This window comes from Thalassospira sp. MIT121401 (genome assembly GCF_047125595.1).
Lineage (GTDB): Bacteria > Pseudomonadota > Alphaproteobacteria > Rhodospirillales > Thalassospiraceae > Thalassospira > Thalassospira povalilytica.
On sequence record NZ_CP138926.1, the window covers coordinates 2,647,204 to 2,673,060 of the forward strand.

Genomic DNA, 25,857 nt, shown 5'->3' on the forward strand with positions numbered 1-25,857 from the left:
ATTTCATATCACCGGATTTCTGCGGGATGCGCCATGTGCTGGTGCATCCCGTTTTTCGTTTCGATGGCGTTTTGCGGGCTGACTGACAGTGGAAAACAGTAAATCAGAACTATCTGATTGACCGTAAATTGCGGTGCTTGAGGGTGCCGTTTAACGCTATTTTTACCAATGTCTGTGTTACTTGGTGCGTAATATTGGCCGATATATGACTTTGTTCTAAGGCAAGTTGCTGAAGACAAATGGAAATGACGTATGTTGTTTTCTTGTTTTGGTTTCAAAATGGTCAGTGATGCGGTCAAAGTCGCGTTTCCGCGCAAGGGGCAAGGGTAAATGTCGTCACACTCACCGGTTTTTCGTCGTCTGCAACAGGCAGTCGCGCCGGTCATCGCATTTACAGTCATGGCATATTTCATCTTTCACAGTGTGGAAGGTGAACGTGGTCTGCTGACCTACTGGTCGATGCAGGACCGGGTGACCGAAATTGCCAAGGTGCTTGATGAAACGACCGAGCGCCGCAAAAAGCTTGAACAACATGTCATTTCCTTGCGCGCCAATCATCTTGATCCCGATCTTCTCGATGAACGCGCGCGTGCGATGTTGAATGCCGCACATCCCGATGACGTCATCATCTTTCATCATGACGGTTATCAGGACATGACCACCATCGCTGCCCACACCAACTGATCTGTTCCCGAACTGCGGGTCGCATCCGCCCAGAGAATCCGGGGGCATGGTATCCCGTGTTTGGGCGGGGCAATTGGCCGTTGCGGCGCGCTGTCACATCAAAAATCAAAGAAATTCCTGGTTGTGAAATCTGGTCAGCAATGATCGTTTGCCGGTAAGGTATTGTTTAAACTGACTTCTGGTTTATAGTCGGAAAACTGGCCGGATCGGTTGATTGCATTGATAATGAATGCATTCTTTGGGTTGTTTTCGATCTAGAACGGCTATGCGGTATTATCGTCATAAAAGCATAGCATTTGTGACACAGGGGAATGAACGAAATTTAACGCATTCGCCCAAGTCGCTGAAAATACTCAATCTCTGTATATTTGCCAAAATGCACAAATTAACTGAAATCAAGTTTATTTGTGATTGTGCGTTGCAAAACAACAGTTTATTCGGCGTTTGATTGCTTGCCCTTGGAGGTCGTTTTAGGTAGTCATTTCGGTGGTCCAGTACCGAATTAAGCGCTCATACATGATGCTTAAGCGATAGCCATCCACCGGGAGGAAACATGGCGACCACGAAACGCAAACGCGCCACTACGCGCGCCGACAACCAGGCGAGCAGTGACGATCTCCTCAAATATTACCGTGAAATGCTGCTGATCCGCCGCTTTGAAGAAAAAGCCGGTCAGTTGTATGGCATGGGTCTTATTGGTGGCTTCTGTCACCTGTATATCGGGCAGGAAGCCGTTGTTGTCGGCATGCAGTCTGCCATCACGGGTGATGATGGTGTGATCACCAGTTACCGTGATCACGGCCACATGCTGGCTTGCGGCATGGATGCCGGTGGGGTTATGGCCGAACTGACGGGCCGCGAAGGCGGTTATTCCCGCGGTAAAGGCGGCTCCATGCACATGTTCTCGAAAGAAAAGAACTTCTATGGCGGCCACGGGATCGTCGGTGGCCAGGTGCCGCTGGGGACCGGTATTGCCTTCAATTACAAATATCGCGGTGAAGACCGTGTTTGCCTGACTTATCTTGGTGACGGTGCCGTCAACCAGGGTCAGGTCTATGAAGCCTTCAATATGGCCGCTCTCTGGCAGCTTCCGGTGGTTTATTGCATCGAGAACAACCAGTACGCCATGGGCACCTCGACCCAGCGTCACTCGTCCAGCCCGGATCTTTATCAGCGCGGTATGGCCTATGGCATTCCGGGCGAACAGGTCGATGGCATGGACGTTCTTGCGGTCAAGGAAGCCGGTGAACGTGCCGTTGCACACTGCCGCGAAGGCAAAGGCCCTTATATCCTTGAGCTGAAAACATACCGCTATCGCGGTCACTCGATGTCAGACCCGGCGAAATATCGCACCAAGGACGAACTCGACAAGATGCGCAAGGAACACGACCCGATCGATATGGTCAAAAAGCTGCTGATCGATGGCAATATCATCGACGAAGCTGGCCTTAAGGATATCGACAAGGAAGTGAAAGCCGAAGTCGCAAAAGCGGCCGAGTTCGCGCAGAACAGCCCGGAACCGGATGTTTCTGAACTGTTCACCGATATTCTGATCGACGCGTGATCGCGACTTTCGCGAACCGCTTTTGACCGATATTTCCCGGGAGAGAGGGAACAATGCCGATTGAAGTTTTGATGCCGGCCCTGTCGCCGACCATGACCGAAGGCACGCTTGCCAAATGGAACGTCAAGGAAGGCGACACGATCGCATCCGGTGACGTCATCGCAGAAATCGAAACCGACAAAGCAACGATGGAAGTCGAAGCTGTCGATGAAGGTACTGTGGGCAAGATCGTCATCGCCGAAGGTACTGAAAATGTCGCAGTGAATGCTGTTATCGCCTATATCCTCGAAGAAGGCGAAGACGCATCCGCGCTTGATAACGTTTCTGCATCGTCTGGCGGCGCTGCACCGGCTGCCGAAGAAAAAACGGCTGCACCGGCCGAAGAAGCAGCACCGGCTGCAAGCACGGCAAGTGCCGCACCGGTTGCGGCCAGCGGCGCAATCGAACGTTCTGACGCCGAGCCGCGCGCCATGAGCGTGATGAACGCGACCCAGGACGAAAAGACCTATACCAGCTTTAAAACCCAGACCGTTCGTGAAGCCCTGCGTGATGCAATGGCCGAAGAAATGCGCGGTGACGAAAACGTCTTCGTCATGGGTGAAGAAGTCGCACAGTATCAGGGTGCCTACAAAGTCACCCAGGGGCTGCTTGACGAATTCGGTGACCGCCGTGTTGTCGATACCCCGATTACCGAAATCGGTTTTACCGGTATGGCAACGGGTGCGGCATTCATGGGCCTCAAGCCGATTGTTGAATTCATGACATTCAACTTCGCCATGCAGGCCATTGACCACATCATCAACTCTGCGGCCAAGACGCTTTACATGTCCGGTGGCCAGCTTGGTTGCCCGATTGTCTTCCGCGGTCCGAACGGTGCTGCTGCCCGTGTTGGCGCACAGCATTCGCAGTGCTATGCATCCTGGTATGCACATTGCCCGGGTCTCAAGGTGATTGCACCGTGGTCGGCTGCTGACGCAAAAGGCCTTCTCAAGGCCGCGATCCGTGATCCGAACCCGATCGTCTTCCTTGAAAACGAAATCATGTATGGTCAGAGCTTTGAAGTTCCTGACGATGACGATTTCGTTCTGCCGATCGGCCAGGCCAAAATCGAACGCGAAGGGACCGATGTTACCATCGTTGCTTTCTCGATCATGGTTGGCAAGGCGCTCAAGGCGGCTGAACAGCTGGCAGAGCAGGGCATCTCGGCCGAGGTCATCAACCTGCGTACCATTCGTCCGCTCGATGTGAACACCATCATTCGCTCGGTAATGAAGACCAACCGTCTTGTTACCTGTGAAGAAGGCTGGCACTTCGCCGGTATCGGTTCTGAAATCGCATCTGTGGTCATGGAGCATGCCTTTGACTATCTCGATGCACCGGTTGCCCGCGTGACCGGCGAAGATGTTCCGATGCCGTATGCTGCAAATCTCGAAGCGCTTGCGCTTCCGCAAGAGCAGCACATCGTCGATGCGGCCAAGGCCGTTTGCTATCGCTAAGTGATACGGACAGGGGCAGGCGCCGTCCAATGTGCGCCGCCCCGTTACCGGGAGAATGTGTTCATGCCTGTAAAAGTATTGATGCCGGCCCTGTCGCCGACCATGACCGAAGGCACCTTGGCAAAATGGCACGTCAAGGAAGGTGACACCGTTGAATCGGGCGATGTCATCGCAGAAATCGAAACCGACAAAGCCACGATGGAAGTCGAAGCCGTCGACGAAGGCAAGATCGGTAAAATCCTTGTGGCCGAAGGCAGCGAAGGTGTTGCTGTAAACGAAGTCATCGCGCTTCTGCTTGAAGAAGACGAAGACGAAAGCGCGCTTGATGGTGCCGATACGTCTGCTGCGGGTACTGCCCCGGCGGCCGAAGCCCCGTCCGAACCCGCATCTTCGTCGGCACCGGCCCAGTCAGATGCACCAGCAAAAGCCAGCCCGGCCCCGGCTGCGCCGGTTTCGGGTGGTGATCGGATCAAGGCAAGCCCGCTTGCGCGTCGCATTGCCGCCAATGACGGTGTTGATCTTGCATCGGTGACCGGTTCTGGCCCGCGTGGCCGCATCGTCAAACGCGATGTCGAAGCCGCCAAATCGGCAAAACCGGCAGCAGAATCTGCATCCGCCGAAAAATCAGCACCCTCTGCACCGGCTGCGGCAGCAGCACCGGCCGCTTCGGGCTGGAACCCGGATCTTACCGGTTTGCCGGAATACGAGGAAATCCCGAACAGCGGCATGCGCAAAACCATCGCGCGTCGCCTGACGGAATCCAAACAGCAGGTTCCGCATTTCTACCTTACGGTCGATTGCGAACTCGACAATCTGTTGGCAACCCGCAAGCAGCTGAATGAAAAAGCCGGCGACGGCGTCAAGATTTCGGTCAATGACTTTGTCATTCGTGCGGTGTCGCTGGCGCTTAAGAAAGTCCCGGCTGCCAACTCCATCTGGACCGACAAGGCGACCCTTCAGTGCAAGAAACAGGATATCTCGGTGGCGGTTGCCATTGATGGTGGCCTGATTACGCCGGTCGTTCGTGATGCCGGTTCCAAAGGTCTTGCTGAAATCTCGTCCGAGATGAAAGCACTGGCTGGCAAGGCCCGTGATGGCAAGCTGATGCCCGAAGATTACCAGGGCGGGACCTTCTCGGTTTCCAACCTTGGCATGTTTGGCATCAAGGAATTTTCTGCCATCATCAACCCGCCGCAGGGCTGCATTCTGGCCGTTGGTGCCGGTGAACAGCGCCCGGTCGTCAAGGATGGCGCTCTTGCCATCGCGACCGTCATGAGCTGCACGCTTTCTGTTGACCACCGTGCGGTCGATGGTGCGGTCGGTGCCCAGTTCATGGCCGAATTCAAAAAGCTGATTGAAGACCCGCTGAGCATGCTGCTCTAACGGTCCAAAGTTGCGCGGGGACTTTCGAAAGTCCCCGCAAGCATTTGAATTTTAAGACCTGTGACCGGATACGGGCAGGCGAAGGAGATCCTACGATGGCGGATAGCAATTTCGACGTAATCGTGATTGGTGCAGGTCCGGGTGGTTATGTAACCGCAATCCGTTCTGCCCAGCTTGGCCTGAAAACGGCCGTTGTTGAACGTGAACATCTTGGTGGCATTTGCCTGAACTGGGGCTGTATCCCGACCAAGGCGCTGCTGCGTTCGGCCGAAGTTTATCGCAACATGAAACACGCCAAGGAATATGGCCTGTCCTGCGAAAAACCGTCCTTTGATCTTGATGCGGTCATTCAGCGTTCGCGCGGCGTGTCCAAGCAGCTTGCTGGTGGCGTTGGTCATCTTCTGAAAAAGAACAAGGTCACCGTGATCAACGGCGAAGCCAAGTTTGACGGTCCAAAAAAGATCGTTGTAACGGGCAAGGATGCCGGTACCTATACCGCGAAAAATTACATCATCGCGACCGGTGCACGCGCCCGTTCGCTGCCCGGTCTTGAAGCCGATGGCAAAGTTGTTTGGGATTACAAGAAGGCAATGACGCCTGACAAGATGCCCAAAAGCCTTGTTGTTGTCGGTTCTGGCGCGATTGGGATCGAATTTGCCAGCTTCTATCACACCATGGGTGCGGATGTGACCGTGGTTGAAATCATGCCACAGATCATGCCGGTCGAGGACAAGGAAGTCGCAGCCCTTGCACAGAAGATGATGACCAAGGACGGGATGAAAATCCTGACCGAAGCCAAGGTCGCCAATCTCAAGCGCAATGCAGACAATGTTGTTGTGACGGTCGAAACCAAAGACGGCAAGAAACAGGAACTCACCGTTGATCGCGTGATTTCGGCTGTTGGTGTGATCGGCAATACCGAAAATCTTGGTCTTGAAACCACCAAGGTCAAAGTTGATCGCAACGTCATTGGCACCGATGAATATTCCCGCACCGCAGAACCGGGCATCTTTGCCATCGGTGACGTTGCCGGCCCGCCGATGCTTGCCCACAAGGCCGAGCATGAAGGTGTGATCTGTGTTGAAAAAATCGCGGGCGTTAAAAACGTCCATCCGATTGATCCGCTCAAGATCCCGGGATGCACCTATTGCCACCCGCAGGTCGCAAGTGTCGGCCTGACCGAAGCCAAGGCCAAGGACGCCGGCTACGACGTCAAGGTCGGTAAATTCCCGTTCATCGGCAATGGCAAGGCGGTCGCATTGGGCGAGGCCGAAGGTCTGGTCAAAACCGTGTTTGATGCCAAGACCGGCGAATTGCTTGGTGCGCACATGGTTGGCGCCGAAGTGACCGAACTGATCCAGGGCTTTGTCGTTGCGATGGGCCTTGAAACGACCGAAGAAGATCTGATGCATACGGTCTTCCCGCATCCGACCCTTTCGGAAATGATGCATGAGTCGGTCCTTGACGCTTACGGGCGTGCGATCCACTTCTAAAATATTGCGTTTTACCGGGCGCACATGCCCGGTATGACCATTTTTGACGAATGTCGGTTTGACAAATGCGTGACGTGGCGGCAAATTGCCGCCCGTCCAATCCTTCGGAGGTAACTCTATGTCGACGGCGCGCAACGAAGCAAAAGCACTTCGTCACCCGGAAAAACAAAAACGGCCTGATCGTCCTTCCGGACGCAAGCCGTCCTGGATTCGCGTCAAGGCGCCAACCTCCAAGGGCTATCAGGAAACCCGCGAACTTGCGCGTGGCCTGAACCTTCATACGGTTTGCGAAGAAGCCGCTTGCCCGAATATCGGGGAATGCTGGCAGAAGAAGCACGCATCCTTCATGATCATGGGCGACACCTGCACGCGTGCGTGTTCGTTCTGTAACGTGAAGACCGGCATGCCAAACGCGCTTGACCCGTTCGAGCCGGAAAACCTTGCAATGGCCGTTGCCGACATGCAGCTCAAGCATGTTGTGATCACCTCGGTTGACCGTGATGATCTTGCCGATGGCGGGGCGGCCCATTTTGCCCGCGTGATCGAAGCCATCCGCTACAAGTCGCCGGAAACCACCATTGAAATTCTTACGCCGGACTTCCGTGACAAGCCAGGTGCCGTTGAAATTGTCGCCAAGGCCCGTCCGGACGTGTTCAACCACAACCTTGAAACGGTTCCGCGTCTTTACACCAACATCCGTCCGGGCGCGCGTTATTACCAGTCGCTGCGTATCCTTGATCGCGTCAAGCAGATTGACCCGACCATCTTCACCAAATCCGGCCTGATGGTTGGCCTTGGCGAAGAACGCAAGGAACTGGCACAGGTGATGGATGACTTGCGTGTGGCGGATGTCGATTTCCTTACGATCGGTCAGTATCTTCAGCCGACGCTGAAACACGAACCGGTGCATCGCTTTGTCACGCCGGACGAGTTTGACGAATATGCGTCGATGGCACGTGGCAAGGGCTTCCTGATGGTGTCGGCAACGCCGCTGACCCGTTCGAGCTATCACGCTGATCGTGACTTCGAACAGCTGCGTGAAGCCCGCGAGAAAAAACTCGCCGCCGCAGAAGAAGCAAAAGCCAAGGCAGCACGCGCAGAAGTCGCTGCCCAGTAAACCTGAAACGATACGCGCGACGACAAAGGGAGATACGAGTGCCGACGCATGCAGAGCGCAGGAAACTGCCCTATACGCCGGAACAGCTCTTTGAACTCGTCGCGGATATCGATTCCTATTCCGAGTTTTTGCCGTGGTGCGTTGCATCACGGGTGCGCAAGCGTGATGGCGATGTGCTCCAGGCCGATCTTGTTATCGGCTTCAAGATGTTTCGCGAAAAATACACGTCCAAAGTCACCCTTCAGCGCCCCCATCGTGTTGATGTCGAATATCTTCAGGGGCCGTTCAAATACCTCAATAACCATTGGGTATTCGAAGAGGACGAAGATGGCGGGACCTGGCTTGATTTCTTTGTCGATTTCGAATTCCGCTCGGCATTGCTGCAAAAGATGATCGGTGTCGTCTTTAATGAAGCAGTCAAGCTGATGGTTGGCGCATTCGAAAATCGCGCCCGCGAAGTCTATGGGGATCCGAACACCGGTTCTTCGCAAAGCTGATAATGCGTGCTTTAGCCGGGCCGGGCAGGGTGCTTTAACCGCCCAGGCCCTTTTTCTGATCAATCATCTCGGCGATCAGGGCAAATGCCTTAAGGACCGTGGCCTTGCGAACTGCGTGGCGGTCACCGGCAAAAACTTCGTGATAGGTAACCGTCTGGCGTTCTTTGCCCGCACAACCAAAATGAACCAGCCCGACGGGCTTGGTTGCCGTTCCGCCGCCCGGGCCGGCAATGCCGGTCACTGAAACAGCAATGCTGGCATTGGGTGCACGGTCAAGTGCGCCTTCGCACATGGCGCGTGCAACCGGTTCGGAAACTGCGCCATATTGTTCAAGTAACGCTGTTTTTACGCCAATCAGTTCATGTTTGGCTTCGTTGGAATAGGTCACGAACCCGCAATCGACAACGGACGAGCTGCCATCCACCCCGGTCAGCGCCCCGGTAATCAAACCACCGGTACAGGATTCGGCCGTGGCAATCATTTCGCCATTTGCAGTGCATTTCGCAATCAGCGCGCTTGCCGCTGCAAGAATGTCCTCATCGATTTGCATAACTCATCCACCCGTCAGGTAAACCACGCCCGCCAGCACGATCATGGCAAAGATACCGGCCAGAACATCGTCAAGCATGATGCCGAAACCGCCACCGACCCGACGGTCGACCCAGCGGATCGGCCAGGGCTTGGCCACATCGAATGCACGGAACGCCACAAAGGCCACGAGAAGCCACACAATGTCCATCCAGTCGGCTGCCAATGGCACGACAAGCAGGCACATCCACTGACCAACGACTTCGTCAATTACAATTTCACCGGCATCATGAATGCCAAGCAAGTGACTGTATTGATGGGCAACCCAGATACCGATCGCAAAAATAATGATGCTGGCGATAATCAGCGCCTCATTGCCGCCGTAAATCCAGATCATCCAACCAAAGGGTAGGGCGGCAAACGATCCGGCTGTTCCCGGTGCCTTGGGGCTTTTGCCGCTATAGAACCAGGTTGCCAAACATGTGATCAGAAAACGGGAAAAAGCCATGGATCAGATACGTATGAGCTGTGAAAGATGGCCATAGGTAACACACCAAACAGCCCGCACGGTGAAATTTTTACCCTTAAGGGTGTGTTAACACACTTGCCTGCGTGCAAAGTTACAGGTAGCGTAAAGAAAAAGATTAATAAGTCGCAGGCGGGGTCAAAGAAACTCTACGCAACCGGGATACCCGGGCGTGAATACGGGCAACTAGGGGTTAGACACTGAATATGTCGGCGTTTCAAGGCATGCGTCGCTTGGTGGATAAATGGTTTCCTGACCGGCAAATTCTTGTTCGGTCCAATGATTCTGTTTACCAGCTTCGTCTTGGAAAATATGGACAGCTTGCGCTGGCTTCGTTCGGAGCCGCGGCCATTATCTGGTCGGTGGGTGTAACTGGTTATAGTTGGTACCTTGATCAGCGTCTTGCAACGCGTGAGGAACAGCTTTTCCGCAGCGAGCTTTCCTATAATCGTCTGATTGCGCGTGTGACCGAAAGTCAAAGACGTTTCGGCGAAATCACCGCACAGATGGAAGATACCCATCGCAATTTGCTGTCGATGGCTGAAAAGAACCTGCAGCTTCAGGCGCGGGTACAGGATTACACTTCCAAACTCGCCAGCAGCGAGAAGGAAAAGGTCCGGATTTCGGCCCTTCGCACATCGATGGATAACCAGATGAATGCGCTTCAGGGGCAGATTGACGGGATCACCAACCGTAACCTTGCGCTGCGCGATGAACTCGAAACCGTTGAAACCGTCATGTCGCGTGTGATGCGTGAACGTGATCAGGCCCTGCAACGGTCCAAAAAACTTCAAAGTGAACTCAGCGATGCGCGCCAACGCATTGCCGATTTGCACACGGTCCAGCAACAGGCCATGCAGCGTGTCGCCGAAACGGCCGACAACACGATCCTTGAGCTGGAAAACGTTCTGGAAATGACCGGTTTGCAGCCGGAAACCTTTATTCTTCCGCCGATGAAACCCCAGGAGCCGGGGGTCGGTGGTCCGTTCGTGGCGTTCGAACCTGAACATCCCAAGGACGAGGAATTTGTAAATGTGGCGATGGCGCTCAGTGATCGTATGGATCAACTCGCCAATCTGCATGACAGACTGAAAAAGACGCCAATTGGGGAACCTGCCGCGTCTTACTATCTTTCGAGCTCGTTCGGTAAACGAAAAGACCCGATCAATGGTCGCTGGGCTTTTCATTCCGGTGTTGATCTTGCCGGGCCGATCAGAACACCAATTCTGGCAACTGCACCGGGTAAGGTGGTGCATGCAGGATGGAGTGGAAAATACGGGAAGATGGTCGAACTCGATCACGGGAACGGCATTAGAACCCGTTATGGACACTTATTTAAGGTCCTCGTCAAGAAGGGCGACGAAGTGCGTTACCAGGATCAAATAGCGTTAATGGGAAGTACCGGACGAAGCACGGGCAGCCATGTACACTACGAGGTTTTGGTCCATGACAAGCCGGTCAATCCCCTAAAGTTTATTGAGGCGGGACGTTATGTTTTCAAAAACGAGCAAGACGACACAAACAACTAAAAGCGGCAACCCGGTTGCAGAAAAAAAGGGTGGCCTTTCCATTATCAATGCGGATCTCCGGGTTACCGGTGATCTGATCTCGGAATCGGATGTTCAGGTCGACGGTTCTGTGAATGGTGACATTCGCACCCGTACCCTTACCATCGGTCAGCATGGCGAAGTACGCGGCGAAATTGTCGCTGACAAGATCCGGATTTGCGGGGCCGTTATCGGCCAGGTCCGTGCACGCGATGTTTCGCTGTCTGAAACCGCACGTATGATTGGTGATATTCTTCACGAAAGCCTTTCAATCGAACCGGGCGCCCATATCGAAGGGCATTGCCGTCGTATTGAAGGTGTGTCTGAAGAAGGCGGTCTTACCGTCATTCAGGCCGGCCAGGTCGTTGCGGCCAACGTGAAAAAAGAACACAAATAATCATCAAAAAGATGGTGCTGATGGTGCCGCGATGACGGGTCCGGTTATCGCAAAGCCACACAGATACACAAAAAGGCAGGTCTGATTGGACCTGCCTTTTTCAATTGTGTTTGCAAAACTTGCCCGGTTACCGGGCCGCATCACATGATCTATGCCTTTTCCGGGCTGGACAGCAGCGGCAACAATTCATCAAGGCCACCCAAAACCACGTCGGCCTCGTGCGACAGCCGTTCTTTGGGTTGTTTGCTTCTGTTGATCCACGCTGTGCGGAAACCGAAATGACCGGCCCCGGCAATATCCCAGCCATTTGACGACTGGAACGAAATTTCGGCCGGTTCCAGTTCAAGCTTGTCTGCGGCCAGCTGGTATACATCGGGATGGGGTTTATAGGTCTTCAGGTCGTCAACGCAGATGATCTGGTCAAACAGCGACAGAATTCCTGACGATTTGGCAGCTGAAATCAGCATATGTTTTGCGCCGTTTGACAGAATGGCAAGCTTGTGTCCCTGCGCCTTAAGGGTGTTGAGCGTTTCGACCACCTCGGGGAAGGTATCAAGCGACAGGTATGTTTCCATCAGTTTGGCGCGCAGAACCGGATCTTTCTTGCCGGTTTGGTCCATCGCGTAATCAAGCGCATCGCCTGTCACGGTCCAGAAATCGGCAAAATCCCCCATCAGGGATCGAAGCCAGGTATATTCAAGTTGTTTCTGACGCCATAAAGCGGAAAGGCGGTCTGCCTCGTCACCGACGGCATCGCGCAGTTTCGCAACCGCCGAACCGACATCAAACAACGTTCCATATGCATCGAAAACAAATGCGCGGCAGGAAGACAGTACATTCTCGGACATATTGCTGACCTTTTCTGACAAGCAGTATTGATCAAATATGGGCAATCAGGCAAAAAGCGCAAATGAAGTCCCGGGCAGGTCAATCCCGCCCGGGTGTCTCATTCTGACCCATTGCAATCTCATCGCGGGCAAAACGCCGACGATAGACATAGGTTCCCTCCATTACGCGCTGTACGTAATTGCGGGTTTCGCTATAGGGAATCATTTCGATCCAGTCGACCAGATCAACTTCCGGATCACGGGGATCACCATATTCGTTGATCCATTGGCGGACACGGGTCGGACCGGCATTGTAGCTGGCAATTGTAAGGGCCTCTGCGCCATCCCAACGATCAAGAAGCCTGCTGAGATAGGCGCGTCCCAATGTGATGTTGAAGGACGGGTCATCGGTCAACCGGTCGGTTTCATAATCAAGGTCAAGCGACTTTGCCATGCGTTTGGCCGTGGCCGGCATCAGTTGCATCAAACCACGCGCACCGGCGGATGACACGGCCTGAGGGTTGAACAGGCTTTCCTGACGCATGATGGCATGAACCAGTGCCGGGTCCGGCGCATGGCCAAGCGGCACCTGTTCATGGATCGGGTAGGCGGCATCAAGATAACCGCTGCCGGTGCGAATGCTGCGCTTGGCGGCAATGATGCCAAGGTCGGCACGGCCATATTCGCGGGCAAGGTCAGTCGCCATCGCAAGGTATTCCGGCTCGTCATGTTCATAGACCAGCGCCATGATGAATGGCCGGATAATGTTGCCAAGACCGATGGCGCCAAGTTTGCGCACGACCTGAACAAGTTCCTGGTTTTCAAATGCGGCGCGCTGTTCCGCCGTCGGCACCGGCTGTTCAACCGAATAGGACGGTTTCAGGCCAAGCGCATCAATGGCAAGCTGCCCATAGAATGTGTGCGCATGCTGGGCGGCGAGTTCATACCATTCCTTGGCCCGTTTTTCATCGCCAAGGGCCGCATTGGCGCGACCGGCCCAATAAGCCCCGCGCGACAGGCTGATCGGGTACTGGACAACGTCATACAGATTTTGGAAGTGGGTCAGTGCAATGTCGGCATCGCCCAGAAATTCCAGCGCGATCCAGCCCGCATACCATTCGGCTTCCGCAATATCGCCCGGATCGGTTTGCCCGTGATTGGCAACCAGACGATAGGCGTCGGTGATATGACCCTTTTGCAAGGCACGCCGCGCCAGAATGGCCTTTTCAAGCCACCAGTATTGCGGGCGGATCGAGATATAAGCAAGGTCGTTTGCCTGCGACAAAAGCAGATCGCGGGCTTCCTGATCGCGGTCCTTGACCCGGCGCCAGCGCACGCGTTCATAAATCAGACCCGGATCATTCTGATATTTCTTCGGGACCCGATTGATGGCCGCATCGACACCGCCGGTCATCGCGCGCAGGGCTGCGCGGGCTTCTGCCAGCAGGCGATAGTCATTGCTGACATATTTCATCGTGCGTGACGCGGTAGTCAGGCGACCTTCCCACAACAGACGGTCAAGACGCTGCTGGTGGGTTTCCTGATCGATATATTTGCCATATCGGTCCAGAAATCTTTTTTCCTGCCCGCGACCGAAATTCTCGTTGATCCAGCTGGTCCGGACAAGGGCAATGGCCGCCGATTCCTGACCAGCGCCCAAAAGCGCCTTGATCTGGCGGGTTGCACCATCGGCCGTAACCGGGGCAGACCGTTTGAACCATGCCAGAATTTCATCATCGGGCACGGCGTCATTCATTGCCTCTTCGGCACGCTGACGCAACAGAGCCTGACTTGGCCAGGTCGGGTGGGTATCGATGAAATTGGTAATTTCTTCAAAGCTGCGGCCGGAATTCGGCGACGTCAGCAACATCCATTCGGCTGCCTTTTGCAGCAACGGATCGTCGAAATTGGGCAGAAGCTTTTCAAAGCTTTCGGTACGACCATCTTCGACGGCATCAAGGAATGCGTTCAAACGTGCGCGACTGACAGCCGAATAGGTCGGCGAGGGCGGCTGCATCAGAAGAATGCTATCTTCGTTTGCTGCGGCCTGTGCCAGATGACCTGTTGGCATCAATATCGAAAAGCCCAGTGCCAATGCGCAGACTGAAACTCTGCGGAAAGACGCTTGCGCCATGTAATTGTCCCCTTTGCCTGACGGCAGCGAATGCACTCTAGACCGGCGCATTATGACAGTGAAATCCGGAAAAGCCAAACAGTCCTGAAGGGAAATTGCAACCCCGATTACAGTTCCTTTCGATTAATGTATACAGTGCTTGCGGGATTGGCGAACAGCCGCTATTTTCGCGACCGCTTTCAATATATCCAATGTTTGGAGATCTCCATGTTTAAGGGTTCAATCACAGCTTTGATCACACCGTTCACGCAAGATGGTGCGATTGATGAAAAGGCGTTCCAGTCTTTTGTGGATTGGCAGCTTAAACAGGGCACGACAGGTGTGGTGCCTGTCGGAACCACTGGTGAATCCCCGACGCTGAGCCATGCTGAACATCATCGTGTTGTTGAACTGGCACTCGAAGTTGCCAAGGGCCGTGGCCCGGTAATTGCCGGAACCGGTTCCAACTCGACCGCAGAAGCCGTTTCGCTGACGCGCCATGCGCAGAATGCCGGTGCGGATGCAGCACTTGTTGTTACGCCTTATTATAACAAGCCGACCCAAAAGGGCCTGTATGCGCATTACAAGGCCGTTCATGATGCAACCGATATCCCGATTGTCATCTATAACATTCCGGGTCGCTCGATTGTTGATATGAGCGTCGCGACCATGGCCGAACTGGCAAAACTGCCGCGTATCGTTGGTGTCAAGGATGCGACCAGCGATCTGGAACGTCCGGCACTGACCCGTTTGGCGGCCGGTGCTGATTTCTGCCAGCTGTCGGGCGAAGACGGGACCATCGTTCCGTTCCTGGCACAGGGTGGGCATGGCTGCATTTCGGTAACGTCGAACATTGCGCCGAAACTGTGTGCAGAACTGCATGCGGCCTGGGCAGCCGGGAACATTGCCAAGGTTCAGGAGTTGAACTACCGTCTGATGCCGGTTCACAAGGCAATGTTCTGCGAAGCAAGCCCGGGACCGGTCAAGTACGCGGCTGAGTTGCTTGGCCTTTGTGGCAGCCACATGCGCCTGCCGATGGTCGAGATCGCCGATGAATCCAAACGCAAGGTCGAAGCCGCGCTTAAGGGTGCCGGACTGCTCGGCCACTAAGCGATAATTAGCGTCTTATGGCACCGAAGAAAGAAACAGATAACAATAAGGTCGTTGCGCAAAACCGACGCGCGCGCTTTGATTATTTCCTGACGGAAACATTCGAAGCCGGGATCGTTTTGCGCGGGACCGAGGTCAAATCGCTCCGCGATGGCAAGGGCAATATTCAGGAATCCTATGCCGAAGCCAAGAATGACGAAGTCTGGCTGATCAACGCATATATTCCCGAATATCAAAGCAAGATGCCGTTCGGTCACGAAGAACGCCGTCCGCGCAAATTGCTGTTGCACAAACGCGAAATCGCCAAAATGCATGATGCCTTGAACAAAAAGGGTTTTACCCTTGTTCCGGTCAAATTGTATTTCAATGAACGCGGGATCGCGAAGCTGGAACTCGCCATTGCCGAGGGCAAGAAAAAGGCCGACAAACGCGAGGCGGTCAAGGAACGTGACTGGCAACGTGACAAGGCGCGTATTATGCGCGACTTCGGCTAATTGCCGAACAAGGCCCGGTTTATCGCGGGGAAGTGAATTGCCTTTTCTGGCCGGTTTTATGATTAAATGGCGTTGTCATGGTGAACATGTCAGCGCCATTTTTCGTATCAGCTTGTGACAAGGGAGAAAGCGGTGACGCAAAGTTTTTCTGGAAAAATCAAAGACAAGCTGATCGAGGCCAAGCGCAAATGGGCCAAAGATGGTCGTTTACTGACCGGGACATCCGATGCCGCACGCGCAAACCGCCTGCCGCCCGGGCAGCGGCTGGTAAAGGATTGGCCGGTGCTTGATCTGGGCATCACGCCCCATGTCAGTGCAGATGACTTCAGGCTTGATATTACCGGACTGGTTGAAAATCCTCTGTCGCTGAGTTTTGTGGATCTTCTTGATCTACCAAATGTCCGGGCACGCAATGACATTCATTGTGTGACCAGCTGGTCGCGATATGACAATGACTGGCAGGGCGTGTTAGCGCTAACATTGGCGGAAATGGTCAAGCCGCATCCCGATGCCAAACATGTATTGTTTACCGCACATGACGGTTACACCACCAATGTGAGGATTGATCAGTTTCTTGATGAAGACGTCCTGATTGCCCATCACTGGAACGACGAACCGTTAAGCGAAGAACATGGTGGTCCGGTCCGAGTTGTCATTCCCAAGCTGTATTTCTGGAAAAGCACCAAATGGGTGCGCGAAATCCGGTTTGTCAAAGAAGATGCACCGGGATTCTGGGAAGAACGCGGATATCACAATAATGCCGATCCCTGGACCGAGGAACGATATGGCTAGGTGTTTTCCTCAAATTGAAAAGGGTCGGCATTTCACTGTATTATTCGTGCTTGCAGTGATTACGGTCATTTTTTCCTGGAGAGGAACCATGGCATCGGAAGATGCAAAAACGGCGTATGACTTTTCATTCCCGTCCATCATTGGCGGGGAACTTCATCTTGCCGATTATCAGGGCAAGGCCATCCTGTTGGTGAATACGGCATCGATGTGCGGGTTCACCCCGCAATATACCGGCCTGCAAAAATTGTGGGATGATTACCGCGATAACGGGCTGGTCGTGATCGGTGTGCCGTCAGGCGATTTCGGCGGTCAGGAATATGCTGATGATGCCGCCATTCAGGAATTCTGCGAAGTCAATTTTGATGTCGATTTCCCGATGACATCAAAAACCACAGTGTCCGGGGCCGATGCACATCCGTTTTACAAATGGGCGATCGATGTATTGGGCGCGGATAAGGCGCCAAACTGGAACTTTCACAAATATCTGATCGGGCGAAACGGGCAGTTGGTGGCCAGTTTTGATACACGCGTGAAACCGGGCGATGATGTGATTGTTGACGCCATCAAAGCACAGCTGTCAGGGCACTAGGGCCTGATGCCAAATTTTCGGGCGGCTGTTAGCGCCGCCCGTCCATCACATCAAGAAACGCCAGCCCATACTGATCTAGTTTCTTCACCCCAACCCCGTTAATGGACGCCATGTCTTCGAGTGTGCGGGGTTTGAAACGCACCATTTCCCAAAGTGTCCGGTCGCTGAAAATGACATAGGGCGGGACATTCTGGCTGGTGGCCAATTCGCGGCGCATGGTACGCAACCGTTCCCAAAGATCGCGGTCTTCCTCGTTTTCAAATTCGGTATCGAAATCGCGCAGGCGCCGCGTCATGGCGCGTTTGCTTTCGCCCGGGTCCTTGCGCATTTCGACAACTTTTTCACCGCGCAGGACCGGTCGCGATTCCTCGGTCAGGTAAACACCGCCATGCCCTTCGACATCGACCTGCAAATATCCCATGGCAAGAAGCTGACGGAAAACCGATCGCCATTGCGGTTGTGGGATATCCTTGCCAATTGCATAAACCGAAAGTTGATCATGGCCGTTCTGGCGGATTTTTTCGGTTTTGCGGCCCATCAGAACTTCGATCACATGGGCCGGGCCAAACCGTTGACCTGTCCGATAGACCGCCGAAAGCGCCTTGCGAGACGCATCGGTGGCATCCCAGGTATCGACCGGCTCAAGACAGGTGTCGCAATTGCCACAGGGCTGATGTTGATCTTCGCCAAAATAGGACAGAATGACCTGGCGGCGGCATTTGGTGGTTTCTGCAAGTCCGACCAGCGCATCAAGCTTGCGCGATTCAATGCGTTTCTGGGCTTCTGGCGCGTCGGAACTTGCCACCATGCTGCGGATCGAAACGATGTCTGATAGGTCGTAATTCATCCAGGCATTGGCCGGAAGTCCGTCACGGCCCGCACGCCCGGTTTCTTGATAATAGGCTTCCATGCTTTTGGGCAGGTTCAAATGCGCAACAAAGCGGACATTGGGTTTGTCGATGCCCATGCCAAAGGCCACAGTCGCACAAATGATCATGCCATCTTCACGCAGGAAGCGATCCTGATGGAGTTGGCGTGTTTCCTGTGTCAGGCCCGCATGATAGGGCAAGGCAGGGCGACCATTATCGGTCAGCCATTGCGCGACATCTTCGGTCTTGCGGCGTGACAGGCAATAGACAATCCCGGCATCTTCGGCATGTTCACGATTGAGGAACGACAGCAGGCGCTGCTTGGCGTTGCCCTTGGTTTCAATGCGATAGGTGATATTGGGGCGGTCAAAGCCGGTAATGAAGCATTTGGCATCGGTCAGATGCAGGTTTTCGGCAATGTCCTTGCGGGTCGGTGTATCGGCAGTCGCGGTAAGGGCGATGCGCGGCACATGGGCAAAGCGCGTCGGCAAAAGATCAAGCCGACGGTATTCCGGGCGGAAATCATGGCCCCATTGCGAAACGCAGTGTGCTTCGTCAATCGCAAACAAGGATATGCTGATACGATCAAGCAGATTAAGGAACCGGTCGGTCGCAAAACGTTCCGGTGCGACATAAAGAAGATCAATATCGCCATCAACGGCCCGTGCCTCGATCTCGCGGGCGGCTTCGGGGGCCAGTGTCGAATTGATAAAGGCCGCCTTGACGCCAAGCTGATTAAGGGCGTCGACCTGATCTTTCATAAGTGCGATCAGTGGTGACACCACAACAGCAGTACCCGAGCGGCACAGGGCAGGGACCTGATAGCATAATGATTTGCCGCCACCGGTGGGCATCAGTACCAGCGCATCATTGCCAGCAATCACATGGTCAATGATTTCAGCCTGTTGGCCTCGAAAACTGTCATATCCGAACACCTCGCGCAGGACGTCTATCGGCAGACGTTGTACGGGTCGGTCGAGCAGGTCGTTCATGGGCGATGTATCAGGCAAGTTAACCGTCCAGATGTGCGCGGATGTCGGCAAAGACGTTTTCAAACATCTCTGGCGTCAGGCGATAAGTCTGGGTGTTGTAGCGCGAACAGTGATAGCTATCAAACAATGTGATGCCATTTTCCATTTTATGCGATGCGCCATGGCCAAATTTAAGCGATGAAAGCTTAAGGCCAAATGTCCTGAGCATCGCCTGATGGGCAACCTGACCCAGGCACAAAATGGCCGAAAGGTTTTCCATCGCATCAAATTCGCTGATCAGAAAAGGCCGACAGGCATTGGCTTCCGGTCCGGTCGGTTTGTTTTCCGGCGGGACGCATTTCACCGCATTGGTGATGCGACAATCAAGCAATTCAAGCCCGTCGTCAGGTCGCTTGTCATAGGTACCCCTGGCAAAGCCGAACTTTTTAAGCGTGTCATACAAAAGGTCCCCGGCATAGTCGCCGGTAAACGGACGCCCGGTGGCATTGGCGCCCTTAAGGCCGGGTGCTAGTCCGACAATCAGCAATCGCGCATTCAGGGGGCCGAACGGGCGGACCGGGCCATTATAGAAATGCGGAAACTTTTCCTGATTGGCGCGCCGGAATTCGACCAGTCGCGGACAAAGCTGACAATCAATGTCGGGTTGCTGATAGGTGGTCATGGCAAGTCTGACATGCTTGCCGGTTACGGTTGGGACCGTAACCGGTCGTGATCACGTTGGGCGTATTCCGGGTGTATTTCCGGGCGAATTCGGGTTTTCTTACTCGAAATCGAAATCGTCAAGTTCCGGGTGATCGGGGTGATCGTCGATATCGGGATGATCGTCATCGCGGCGTTGCTGAACCTTGCGCGCGATCGTTCCTTCGAGTTCGGTCAGCTCGATAAAGTTGTCGGCCTGGCGGCGCAGCTCGTCTGCGACCATCGGCGGATTGGATTTGACCGTCGATACGACCGTTACGCGAACGCCTTTGCGCTGTACGGCATCAACCAGACGCCGGAAATCACCATCGCCCGAGAAAATGACAACATGATCAAGATGTTGTGCCATTTCCATGACGTCAATTGCCAGCTCGATATCCATGTTGCCCTTGATCTTGCGGCGACCGGCAGCATCGGTGAACTCCTTGGTCGGTTTGGTGACCATGGTGTAGCCGTTATAATCAAGCCAGTCGACAAGCGGACGGATCGGGGAATATTCCTGATCTTCGATAAGGGCGGTATAATAGAAGGCCCGGATCAGTTGACCTTTTTGGGCAAAAAGATCGAGTAAGCGTTTGTAATCAATATCAAAACCAAGAGACCGCGCCGCGGCATAAAGGTTCGAGCCGTCAATGAACAGCCCGATGCGTTCCTGCGGGTAAAAAATCATCCTGAAATTCCTCAAACATCAAATTTAATTATGCAGTTCCAAAAATACGGAACTCTCAATATCTACCGTGGGCAGAGGGACAAAGAAAGGCGAAAATATCGTAGACAGAGTATGATGGCTCCCTTAGATATGCCGTCTTTCGCGCAGCTGGCGAACAAGCCGTTGCTCGTTGAACCAACAAATATCCACCGAACTGAAAGTCTGCCTTGTGAGCACGCTGTCACCATCGACCACCAGCACACCGTCGGATGACGCCATTCTGATTGCGTTTGGTGCCAATCTGCCTACGGAAGAATATGGTGCGCCTGCACAAACATTGAAAGCCGCGTTGCAGCGTTTAATGCAGAATGGTGATATTTTGATCGATGCGGTGTCGTCCTTTTACGAGACGGCACCCGTTCCGATCTCTGATCAGCCCTGGTATGTGAACGGGGTGGCAAGAATTTCGACAAAGCTTTCTGCCCATGATCTGCTGGCGCGTCTTCATGAAGTCGAAGCCGAATTCGGTCGGGTGCGCCGCGAACGCAATGCGGCGCGTGTGATTGATCTTGATCTAATTGCCTATGGCCGCGAGCAGGTTCGTGAGGAGGGCGGCATTCAGGTTCCCCATCCCCGGATGGCTGAGCGCGCCTTTGTTCTGTTGCCTTTGCGCGACGTCGCGGGTGACTGGGTACATCCGGTCATCGGGCGAACGGTAGAAGATCTGATTTCGGAACTGCCCGAAGATCAGCAGATCAGAAAGCAGGCGGACTGACGAAAAAAGCGCGCGAAAACCTGCGCCAATAAGCGGTTTCGCTGTTGCAACACAGAAGATCCGGCGTTATATAGGTCGGTCTGGACACCCCAAAAGTATTTCTGGAGACATTTATGGCGCGCGTTACCGTCGAAGATTGCGTTGACAAGATTCCGAACCGCTTTGAGCTTGTTATGCTTGCAGCTCAGCGTGCACGCAACATCTCGGCCGGTGCAGAACTGACCATTGATCGTGATAACGACAAGAACCCGGTTGTTGCGCTGCGTGAAATCGCCGAAGAAAAAGTCGATTTCGACGATCTGCGCAACGGCATGGTGCAGGGTCTGCAGCGGCATGTTGAAACTGACGAGCCGGAAGAAGCCGAAGACGATTTCGGTCCGAAACTGGTCGCAGAAGCTGTCGAAGACGCATCGGCTGGTGTTGTGCTTCCGTCAGAAGATGAATAAGGCCAGATTGATATTGATCTGAGCCCGTTTGAAAAGAAAAGCCACGGTATTCATCTTCCGTGGCTTTTTTTTGTCTAAATCGTACTATCTTATGTAAGGGCTCGGTCATGAGCCCTGCTTGGACTATACGGAGATGCCCCTGAATGATGCGCCAATACGAACTTGTTGAACGGGTGAAAGCCTATGATCCGGACGCGTGTGAAACAACGCTGAACCGGGCATATGTTTATGCAACCCAAAAACACGGTTCGCAGAAGCGTGCGTCCGGCGACCCGTATTTTTCCCACCCGATCGAAGTCGCGGGCATTCTGACCAATTACAAGCTCGACTGTGACACGATCATCACAGCATTGCTGCACGACACCATCGAAGATACCGATGCCACCCCCGAAGAAATCACCAAGCTTTTCGGGACCAACATCATGAAGCTGGTCGATGGTGTGACCAAGCTGACCCAGATCGAGCTGAAATCGGCAGATTCCAAACAGGCAGAGAACTTCCGCAAGTTGCTGCTTGCGATGTCGGAAGATATCCGTGTTCTTCTTGTGAAGCTGGCGGACCGTCTGCATAACATGCGGACCCTGCATTATATCTCGAAGCCGGAAAAACGCGTGCGTATTGCGGCTGAAACGCTTGAGATTTATGCACCGCTTGCCGAACGTATCGGTATGCATGACATCAAGGAAGAGCTCGAAGATCTTGCCTTCCAGCATATCAACCCCGAGGCCCGTGATTCCATTCTGGCGCGTTTGGAATTCCTGCGCGAAAAGGATGACAATGTTGTCAGCCGCATTGTCTCGGAGCTCAAGGAAGTCATTTCGCGGCAGGGATTGAAGGTCGATATTTACGGGCGTGAAAAACGTCCATATTCGATCTGGCAAAAAATGCAGCGCAAGAACATTACGTTTGGCGAGCTGTCCGACATCATGGCATTCCGTGTTCTGGTTGATGACATGCCCGAATGTTACGAAGTTCTTGGCTATATGCATGCCAATTACAAGGTGGTGCCGGGTCGGTTCAAGGATTACATATCGACACCAAAGCCCAACGGGTATCGTTCGATCCACACCACGGTTCTCGGACCGGAAAACCATCGGATCGAGGTGCAAATTCGTACCCGCCAGATGCACGAGGTCAACGAAAACGGTGTGGCCGCGCACTGGGCCTATAAACAGGAAGCCCCGACAGGACAGCAAAAAGAAGGTGTTCAGTATCGCTGGCTGCGCGATCTTCTGGATATTCTTGAACATGCGTCGGAACCCGAAGAATTCCTTGAACATACCAAGCTTGCGATGTTCCAGGATCAGGTCTTCTGTTTCAGTCCGAAGGGCGACGTGATCGCCCTGCCGGCACGCGCGACCCCGGTTGATTTCGCTTATATGATCCATACCCATATCGGGGACACCTGTGTGGGGGCCAAGGTCAATGGCGCGATGGTGCCGTTGCGCACCGTGCTCAATAACGGTGACCAGGTCGAAATCGTCACTTCAAAGGCGCAAACGCCGAATCCGACCTGGGAACGGTTTGTTGTTACCGGGAAAGCACGGGCGCGTATTCGCCGCTTCATCCGTCAGCAGCAGGAAGACCAGTACAAGGATCTTGGCAAGGCGATCCTGCAAAAGGCATTCCGTCAGGAAGGGTATGATTATTCCGACAAGGCGATTGAAGGCGTTCTCAAGATTTTCAAGCAGCCATCTGTCGATGCGCTTCTGACGCTGGTTGGTGCGGGCCACCATACCGGGCGCGAAGTTGTTCATGCGGTCTTCCCGGGCTCCAAGGACAAGGAAACCGCACGCAAGGTTGTCCCGCTTGAAAAGGTCCGGGCGCGCAAACATGACCACGCCATTCCGATCAAGGGCCTTATTCCCGGGATGGCTGTGCATTATGCCGGCTGCTGTCATCCGTTGCCTGGGGACCGCATTGTCGGGATTGTTACAACCGGCAAGGGTGTAACAATCCATACGATTGATTGCGATACGCTTGAAACATTTACCGAGCAGCCGGAACGCTGGCTTGATGTTGGTTGGGACAATGATGGTGAACCCGAACATTTCATCGGACGTCTGGGCTTGACGGTCGGGCACGAGCAGGGGGCGCTCAGCTCGATTACCAGTGTGATTGCCAAGAACCATGGCAACATTACCAATCTTCGCTTTACCAATCGCACGACGGACTTCTTCGAAATGCTGATTGATATCGACGTTGTCGATGTCAAACACCTGACCAACATCATCGCAGCCCTGCGGGCGACACCGGTGGTAAATGCTGTTGAGCGCGCGCGCGGATAATGGCGGGCTGTGAACCCAATCATCTTTTAGGTGAGAAACGCGTAAAAACCTTGCCAAGCGCGCAGTCAGCACTTACCCATATGCCTCGACTTTTTATTGCGTTACCTGATTTGTTCCAGAACTGACCCGCATGTTTCGGCGCCGCATTAAACCATCATCTTTGCAACGAGTACGTAACGTAGTCTGGCCGCGTGGCGGGTGGCGTCGTTCTTCACAGTATTTTGCACATCGTGTCGCACGTTTGCCCGGAACGCCTTACAGCATTGCGTCGGGCTTTGCGATTGGTGCGGCTGTGTCCTTTACGCCGTTTATCGGGTTCCATTTTGTTGTTTCAGCCCTGATCAGCCTGTTGACGCGCAGCAATGTGGTTGCGTCCCTTCTGGGGACGGTAGTCGGGAACCCCTGGACATTTCCGTTTATCTGGTTGTGGTTGTATACCTGCGGCAACTGGATGCTCGGTGTTGATGAATCGAGTGTCGCTGTTCATTTCGACATGGCCGTTCTGTGGGACTTTGTGGTTCTGGGACTTAGCTATGTCGGGGGCGGGCTGATCTTCGGGCATTGGGATCCTGCGGATCACCAGACGCTTGGCCAGCTTTGGAGCAGCATCGTTGATATCATCTGGCCGATGCTGGTGGGATGTGTGCCGACTTCAATCGTGGTCTGGGCGCTGTTCTATTTCCCGGTGCGTCGGGCGGTTATCATTTACCGGCACAACCGGATCTTGCGCCGGATGAAAAAATCGGAGCGGCACGGGATTGGTCCCATGCTTGAAAGTGCCAAGGAAAAAATTGGCAGTGCTGCAAAGAATGCCACCAAAAAGCAGGATGAAACCCCATGAGTTCGAAACTTCGGCTCGGCGTTAATATCGATCATGTTGCGACCATTCGAAATGCGCGTGGTGGCAATAGTCCTGATCCCGTGCGGGCCGCCGCCCTTGCAAAGGCTGCTGGTGCCGATGGCATTACCGCGCATTTGCGCGAAGACCGTCGCCATATCCGTGACGAGGATATGAAGCGACTGCGCAATGAAATTGACCTGCCCCTTAATTTCGAGATGGCAGCAACTGACGAAATGTTGGCGATTGCGCTGGCGACCAAGCCGCATGCTGTGTGTCTTGTGCCGGAAAAGCGTGAAGAACGGACCACAGAAGGCGGTCTGGATGTTGTCGGCGGCCACAATCACCTTAAACGGTTTGTGTCGGAACTGGGCGATGCAGGTATCCGTGTGTCGCTGTTTATCGAAGCTTCCAAAGATCAGCTTGATGCTGCCAAAAGTCTTGGCGCGCCGGTTGTCGAAATCCATACCGGCGCCTATTGCGATGCTGAAAATGACGCAGACCGTGCTCATGAACTTGAACGTATCCGCAATGCCGTGACATACGGGGCAGGGATCGGGCTTGAAATTCATGCCGGGCATGGGCTTAACTTCGAAACGGTCGAACCGATTGCTGCAATGCCCGAAATTGCCGAACTGAATATCGGGCATTTCCTGATTGGCGAAGCAGTGTTTGTCGGGCTTGAAGCGGCGATTGCCGAAATGCGTCGTTTGATGGATGCCGCACGCGGTCAGACGGGTAATGTGAAATGATCATTGGGATCGGCACGGATTTGTGTGATATCCGTCGAATTGAAACCGCGCTGGAACGCCATGGGGAGCGTTTCATGAAGCGTGTTTTCACCGACGTTGAAATTGCCCGCGCAATTCGAAAGCCGCATCGGACCGCATCATCGTTTGCGATGGCGTTTGCTGCAAAGGAAGCCTGTTCAAAGGCACTTGGTACCGGGTTTCGCCGGGGTGTTTATCACAACACGATGGGTGTGGTACATCAACCAAGCGGCAAGCCGGACATGGTCCTTGTTGATGGGGCGCTGGCGCGATTGAACGAATTAACCCCGGACGGGAAAACTGCTTCGGTGTATGTGACCTTGACGGACGAATATCCCCTGGCGAATGCCGTTGTGGTAATTTCGGCCGACTGA

At 53.9% G+C, this 25,857-nt stretch carries 26 protein-coding genes; 19 read left to right on the forward strand and 7 right to left on the reverse strand.

What is annotated here, in order from left to right; translation table 11 throughout:
* Positions 1-330: 330 nt before the first annotated feature.
* From SIB88_RS12135 to SIB88_RS12165, 7 genes are all read left to right on the forward strand, one after another.
* Positions 331-684, forward strand: a complete 354-nt coding sequence (locus tag SIB88_RS12135; protein WP_068518962.1) for an FtsB family cell division protein — start codon at positions 331-333, stop codon at positions 682-684.
* A 553-nt stretch (positions 685-1,237) separates the two neighbouring features.
* A complete protein-coding gene (gene pdhA, locus SIB88_RS12140) occupies positions 1,238-2,248 on the forward strand; it encodes a pyruvate dehydrogenase (acetyl-transferring) E1 component subunit alpha (protein WP_068518963.1) in 1,011 nt (336 codons plus the stop codon).
* A 53-nt stretch (positions 2,249-2,301) separates the two neighbouring features.
* Positions 2,302-3,744 carry a pyruvate dehydrogenase complex E1 component subunit beta gene (locus SIB88_RS12145; RefSeq protein ID WP_101246303.1) on the forward strand — a complete coding sequence of 481 codons (1,443 nt, stop codon included), beginning with the start codon at positions 2,302-2,304 and terminating at the stop codon, positions 3,742-3,744.
* Positions 3,745-3,807: 63 nt separating this feature from the next.
* Positions 3,808-5,127, forward strand: coding sequence for a pyruvate dehydrogenase complex dihydrolipoamide acetyltransferase (locus SIB88_RS12150; RefSeq protein ID WP_412558165.1), 1,320 nt, complete (start codon positions 3,808-3,810; stop codon positions 5,125-5,127).
* A gap of 95 nt (positions 5,128-5,222) precedes the next feature.
* On the forward strand, positions 5,223-6,620 hold the full coding sequence (gene lpdA, locus SIB88_RS12155; protein ID WP_068518966.1) for a dihydrolipoyl dehydrogenase: 1,398 nt from the start codon (positions 5,223-5,225) through the stop codon (positions 6,618-6,620).
* A 118-nt stretch (positions 6,621-6,738) separates the two neighbouring features.
* Entirely contained in the window at positions 6,739-7,737 is a 999-nt protein-coding gene (gene lipA, locus SIB88_RS12160; RefSeq protein ID WP_068518967.1) for a lipoyl synthase, read from the forward strand.
* 38 nt (positions 7,738-7,775) lie between these two features.
* Positions 7,776-8,234 (forward strand): type II toxin-antitoxin system RatA family toxin, encoded by a 459-nt coding sequence (locus tag SIB88_RS12165; RefSeq protein WP_068518968.1) that lies wholly within the window; start codon positions 7,776-7,778, stop codon positions 8,232-8,234.
* 34 nt (positions 8,235-8,268) lie between these two features.
* Here SIB88_RS12165 and SIB88_RS12170 read toward each other — a convergent pair whose 3' ends face one another.
* Together SIB88_RS12170 and SIB88_RS12175 are read right to left on the reverse strand one after the other, a co-directional pair.
* On the reverse strand, positions 8,269-8,784 hold the full coding sequence (locus SIB88_RS12170) for a CinA family protein (protein ID WP_412558166.1): 516 nt from the start codon (positions 8,782-8,784) through the stop codon (positions 8,269-8,271).
* A 3-nt stretch (positions 8,785-8,787) separates the two neighbouring features.
* A complete protein-coding gene (locus SIB88_RS12175) occupies positions 8,788-9,270 on the reverse strand; it encodes a phosphatidylglycerophosphatase A (protein ID WP_068518970.1) in 483 nt (160 codons plus the stop codon).
* 242 nt (positions 9,271-9,512) lie between these two features.
* On the opposite strand from SIB88_RS12175, the gene SIB88_RS12180 reads away from it, so the two are divergent.
* Positions 9,513-10,817 carry a M23 family metallopeptidase gene (locus tag SIB88_RS12180; RefSeq protein ID WP_250283667.1) on the forward strand — a complete coding sequence of 435 codons (1,305 nt, stop codon included), beginning with the start codon at positions 9,513-9,515 and terminating at the stop codon, positions 10,815-10,817.
* Positions 10,780-11,232 carry a bactofilin family protein gene (locus SIB88_RS12185; protein ID WP_068518973.1) on the forward strand — a complete coding sequence of 151 codons (453 nt, stop codon included), beginning with the start codon at positions 10,780-10,782 and terminating at the stop codon, positions 11,230-11,232. Before SIB88_RS12180 ends, SIB88_RS12185 begins: the two co-directional genes overlap by 38 nt.
* Before the next feature lie 149 nt (positions 11,233-11,381).
* Here SIB88_RS12185 and SIB88_RS12190 read toward each other — a convergent pair whose 3' ends face one another.
* Together SIB88_RS12190 and SIB88_RS12195 are read right to left on the reverse strand one after the other, a co-directional pair.
* A complete protein-coding gene (locus tag SIB88_RS12190) occupies positions 11,382-12,080 on the reverse strand; it encodes a haloacid dehalogenase type II (RefSeq protein WP_114113347.1) in 699 nt (232 codons plus the stop codon).
* Positions 12,081-12,159: 79 nt separating this feature from the next.
* The gene (locus tag SIB88_RS12195; protein WP_068518974.1) at positions 12,160-14,193 is read right to left on the reverse strand and encodes a lytic transglycosylase domain-containing protein; all 2,034 of its coding nucleotides are present in this window, start codon (positions 14,191-14,193) and stop codon (positions 12,160-12,162) included.
* Positions 14,194-14,400: 207 nt separating this feature from the next.
* Here SIB88_RS12195 and dapA point away from each other — a divergent pair, with 207 nt between their 5' ends.
* The 4 genes from dapA to SIB88_RS12215 all read left to right on the forward strand — a co-directional run bounded on the left by dapA (position 14,401) and on the right by SIB88_RS12215 (position 17,157).
* The gene (dapA, locus tag SIB88_RS12200; RefSeq protein WP_068519201.1) at positions 14,401-15,282 is read left to right on the forward strand and encodes a 4-hydroxy-tetrahydrodipicolinate synthase; all 882 of its coding nucleotides are present in this window, start codon (positions 14,401-14,403) and stop codon (positions 15,280-15,282) included.
* A 17-nt stretch (positions 15,283-15,299) separates the two neighbouring features.
* Complete coding sequence (gene smpB, locus SIB88_RS12205; RefSeq protein ID WP_068518975.1) at positions 15,300-15,776, forward strand: SsrA-binding protein SmpB; 477 nt, start codon at positions 15,300-15,302, stop codon at positions 15,774-15,776.
* Positions 15,777-15,908: 132 nt separating this feature from the next.
* On the forward strand, positions 15,909-16,568 hold the full coding sequence (locus SIB88_RS12210) for a sulfite oxidase-like oxidoreductase (RefSeq protein ID WP_412558167.1): 660 nt from the start codon (positions 15,909-15,911) through the stop codon (positions 16,566-16,568).
* A gap of 88 nt (positions 16,569-16,656) precedes the next feature.
* Positions 16,657-17,157 carry a glutathione peroxidase gene (locus SIB88_RS12215; protein ID WP_412558168.1) on the forward strand — a complete coding sequence of 167 codons (501 nt, stop codon included), beginning with the start codon at positions 16,657-16,659 and terminating at the stop codon, positions 17,155-17,157.
* A gap of 28 nt (positions 17,158-17,185) precedes the next feature.
* Here SIB88_RS12215 and recQ read toward each other — a convergent pair whose 3' ends face one another.
* The 3 genes from recQ to SIB88_RS12230 form a co-directional block, all read right to left on the reverse strand.
* Entirely contained in the window at positions 17,186-19,018 is a 1,833-nt protein-coding gene (gene recQ / locus SIB88_RS12220) for a DNA helicase RecQ (protein WP_228195551.1), read from the reverse strand.
* Positions 19,019-19,037: 19 nt separating this feature from the next.
* Entirely contained in the window at positions 19,038-19,679 is a 642-nt protein-coding gene (locus SIB88_RS12225; protein WP_412558169.1) for a uracil-DNA glycosylase, read from the reverse strand.
* A 99-nt stretch (positions 19,680-19,778) separates the two neighbouring features.
* The gene (locus tag SIB88_RS12230; RefSeq protein WP_068518980.1) at positions 19,779-20,387 is read right to left on the reverse strand and encodes an NYN domain-containing protein; all 609 of its coding nucleotides are present in this window, start codon (positions 20,385-20,387) and stop codon (positions 19,779-19,781) included.
* A gap of 208 nt (positions 20,388-20,595) precedes the next feature.
* On the opposite strand from SIB88_RS12230, the gene folK reads away from it, so the two are divergent.
* The 6 genes from folK to acpS all read left to right on the forward strand — a co-directional run bounded on the left by folK (position 20,596) and on the right by acpS (position 25,857).
* The gene (gene folK / locus SIB88_RS12235) at positions 20,596-21,141 is read left to right on the forward strand and encodes a 2-amino-4-hydroxy-6-hydroxymethyldihydropteridine diphosphokinase (protein ID WP_412558170.1); all 546 of its coding nucleotides are present in this window, start codon (positions 20,596-20,598) and stop codon (positions 21,139-21,141) included.
* A gap of 113 nt (positions 21,142-21,254) precedes the next feature.
* Positions 21,255-21,587: a DNA-directed RNA polymerase subunit omega gene (gene rpoZ, locus SIB88_RS12240; protein ID WP_068518981.1), complete on the forward strand. Its 333-nt coding sequence runs from the start codon at positions 21,255-21,257 to the stop codon at positions 21,585-21,587.
* A gap of 143 nt (positions 21,588-21,730) precedes the next feature.
* Complete coding sequence (locus tag SIB88_RS12245) at positions 21,731-23,875, forward strand: RelA/SpoT family protein (RefSeq protein ID WP_068518982.1); 2,145 nt, start codon at positions 21,731-21,733, stop codon at positions 23,873-23,875.
* 130 nt (positions 23,876-24,005) lie between these two features.
* On the forward strand, positions 24,006-24,716 hold the full coding sequence (locus SIB88_RS12250; protein ID WP_101246296.1) for a DUF2062 domain-containing protein: 711 nt from the start codon (positions 24,006-24,008) through the stop codon (positions 24,714-24,716).
* Positions 24,713-25,465 (forward strand): pyridoxine 5'-phosphate synthase, encoded by a 753-nt coding sequence (locus tag SIB88_RS12255; protein WP_412558171.1) that lies wholly within the window; start codon positions 24,713-24,715, stop codon positions 25,463-25,465. The genes SIB88_RS12250 and SIB88_RS12255 overlap by 4 nt, the downstream gene beginning before the upstream one ends.
* On the forward strand, positions 25,462-25,857 hold the full coding sequence (acpS, locus tag SIB88_RS12260; RefSeq protein WP_068518985.1) for a holo-ACP synthase: 396 nt from the start codon (positions 25,462-25,464) through the stop codon (positions 25,855-25,857). The genes SIB88_RS12255 and acpS overlap by 4 nt, the downstream gene beginning before the upstream one ends.

Bases quoted from the DNA above. Each gene is read 5' to 3' on its own strand.
- SIB88_RS12190 (WP_114113347.1), bottom strand. From the start codon at position 12,080: ATGTCCGAGAATGTACTGTCTTCCTGCCGCGCATTTGTTTTCGATGCA.
- SIB88_RS12175 (WP_068518970.1), bottom strand. From the start codon at position 9,270: ATGGCTTTTTCCCGTTTTCTGATCACATGTTTGGCAACCTGGTTCTAT.
- SIB88_RS12145 (WP_101246303.1), top strand. From the start codon at position 2,302: ATGCCGATTGAAGTTTTGATGCCGGCCCTGTCGCCGACCATGACCGAA.
- SIB88_RS12215 (WP_412558168.1), top strand. From the start codon at position 16,657: ATGGCATCGGAAGATGCAAAAACGGCGTATGACTTTTCATTCCCGTCC.
- SIB88_RS12245 (WP_068518982.1), top strand. From the start codon at position 21,731: ATGATGCGCCAATACGAACTTGTTGAACGGGTGAAAGCCTATGATCCG.
- SIB88_RS12250 (WP_101246296.1), top strand. From the start codon at position 24,006: ATGTTTCGGCGCCGCATTAAACCATCATCTTTGCAACGAGTACGTAAC.
- SIB88_RS12255 (WP_412558171.1), top strand. From the start codon at position 24,713: ATGAGTTCGAAACTTCGGCTCGGCGTTAATATCGATCATGTTGCGACC.
- recQ (WP_228195551.1), bottom strand. From the start codon at position 19,018: ATGAACGACCTGCTCGACCGACCCGTACAACGTCTGCCGATAGACGTC.
- rpoZ (WP_068518981.1), top strand. From the start codon at position 21,255: ATGGCGCGCGTTACCGTCGAAGATTGCGTTGACAAGATTCCGAACCGC.
- SIB88_RS12230 (WP_068518980.1), bottom strand. From the start codon at position 20,387: ATGATTTTTTACCCGCAGGAACGCATCGGGCTGTTCATTGACGGCTCG.
- SIB88_RS12135 (WP_068518962.1), top strand. From the start codon at position 331: ATGTCGTCACACTCACCGGTTTTTCGTCGTCTGCAACAGGCAGTCGCG.
- lipA (WP_068518967.1), top strand. From the start codon at position 6,739: ATGTCGACGGCGCGCAACGAAGCAAAAGCACTTCGTCACCCGGAAAAA.
- lpdA (WP_068518966.1), top strand. From the start codon at position 5,223: ATGGCGGATAGCAATTTCGACGTAATCGTGATTGGTGCAGGTCCGGGT.
- SIB88_RS12225 (WP_412558169.1), bottom strand. From the start codon at position 19,679: ATGACCACCTATCAGCAACCCGACATTGATTGTCAGCTTTGTCCGCGA.
- SIB88_RS12195 (WP_068518974.1), bottom strand. From the start codon at position 14,193: ATGGCGCAAGCGTCTTTCCGCAGAGTTTCAGTCTGCGCATTGGCACTG.
- acpS (WP_068518985.1), top strand. From the start codon at position 25,462: ATGATCATTGGGATCGGCACGGATTTGTGTGATATCCGTCGAATTGAA.
- smpB (WP_068518975.1), top strand. From the start codon at position 15,300: ATGGCACCGAAGAAAGAAACAGATAACAATAAGGTCGTTGCGCAAAAC.
- SIB88_RS12170 (WP_412558166.1), bottom strand. From the start codon at position 8,784: ATGCAAATCGATGAGGACATTCTTGCAGCGGCAAGCGCGCTGATTGCG.
- SIB88_RS12150 (WP_412558165.1), top strand. From the start codon at position 3,808: ATGCCTGTAAAAGTATTGATGCCGGCCCTGTCGCCGACCATGACCGAA.
- SIB88_RS12185 (WP_068518973.1), top strand. From the start codon at position 10,780: ATGTTTTCAAAAACGAGCAAGACGACACAAACAACTAAAAGCGGCAAC.
- pdhA (WP_068518963.1), top strand. From the start codon at position 1,238: ATGGCGACCACGAAACGCAAACGCGCCACTACGCGCGCCGACAACCAG.
- SIB88_RS12180 (WP_250283667.1), top strand. From the start codon at position 9,513: ATGCGTCGCTTGGTGGATAAATGGTTTCCTGACCGGCAAATTCTTGTT.
- dapA (WP_068519201.1), top strand. From the start codon at position 14,401: ATGTTTAAGGGTTCAATCACAGCTTTGATCACACCGTTCACGCAAGAT.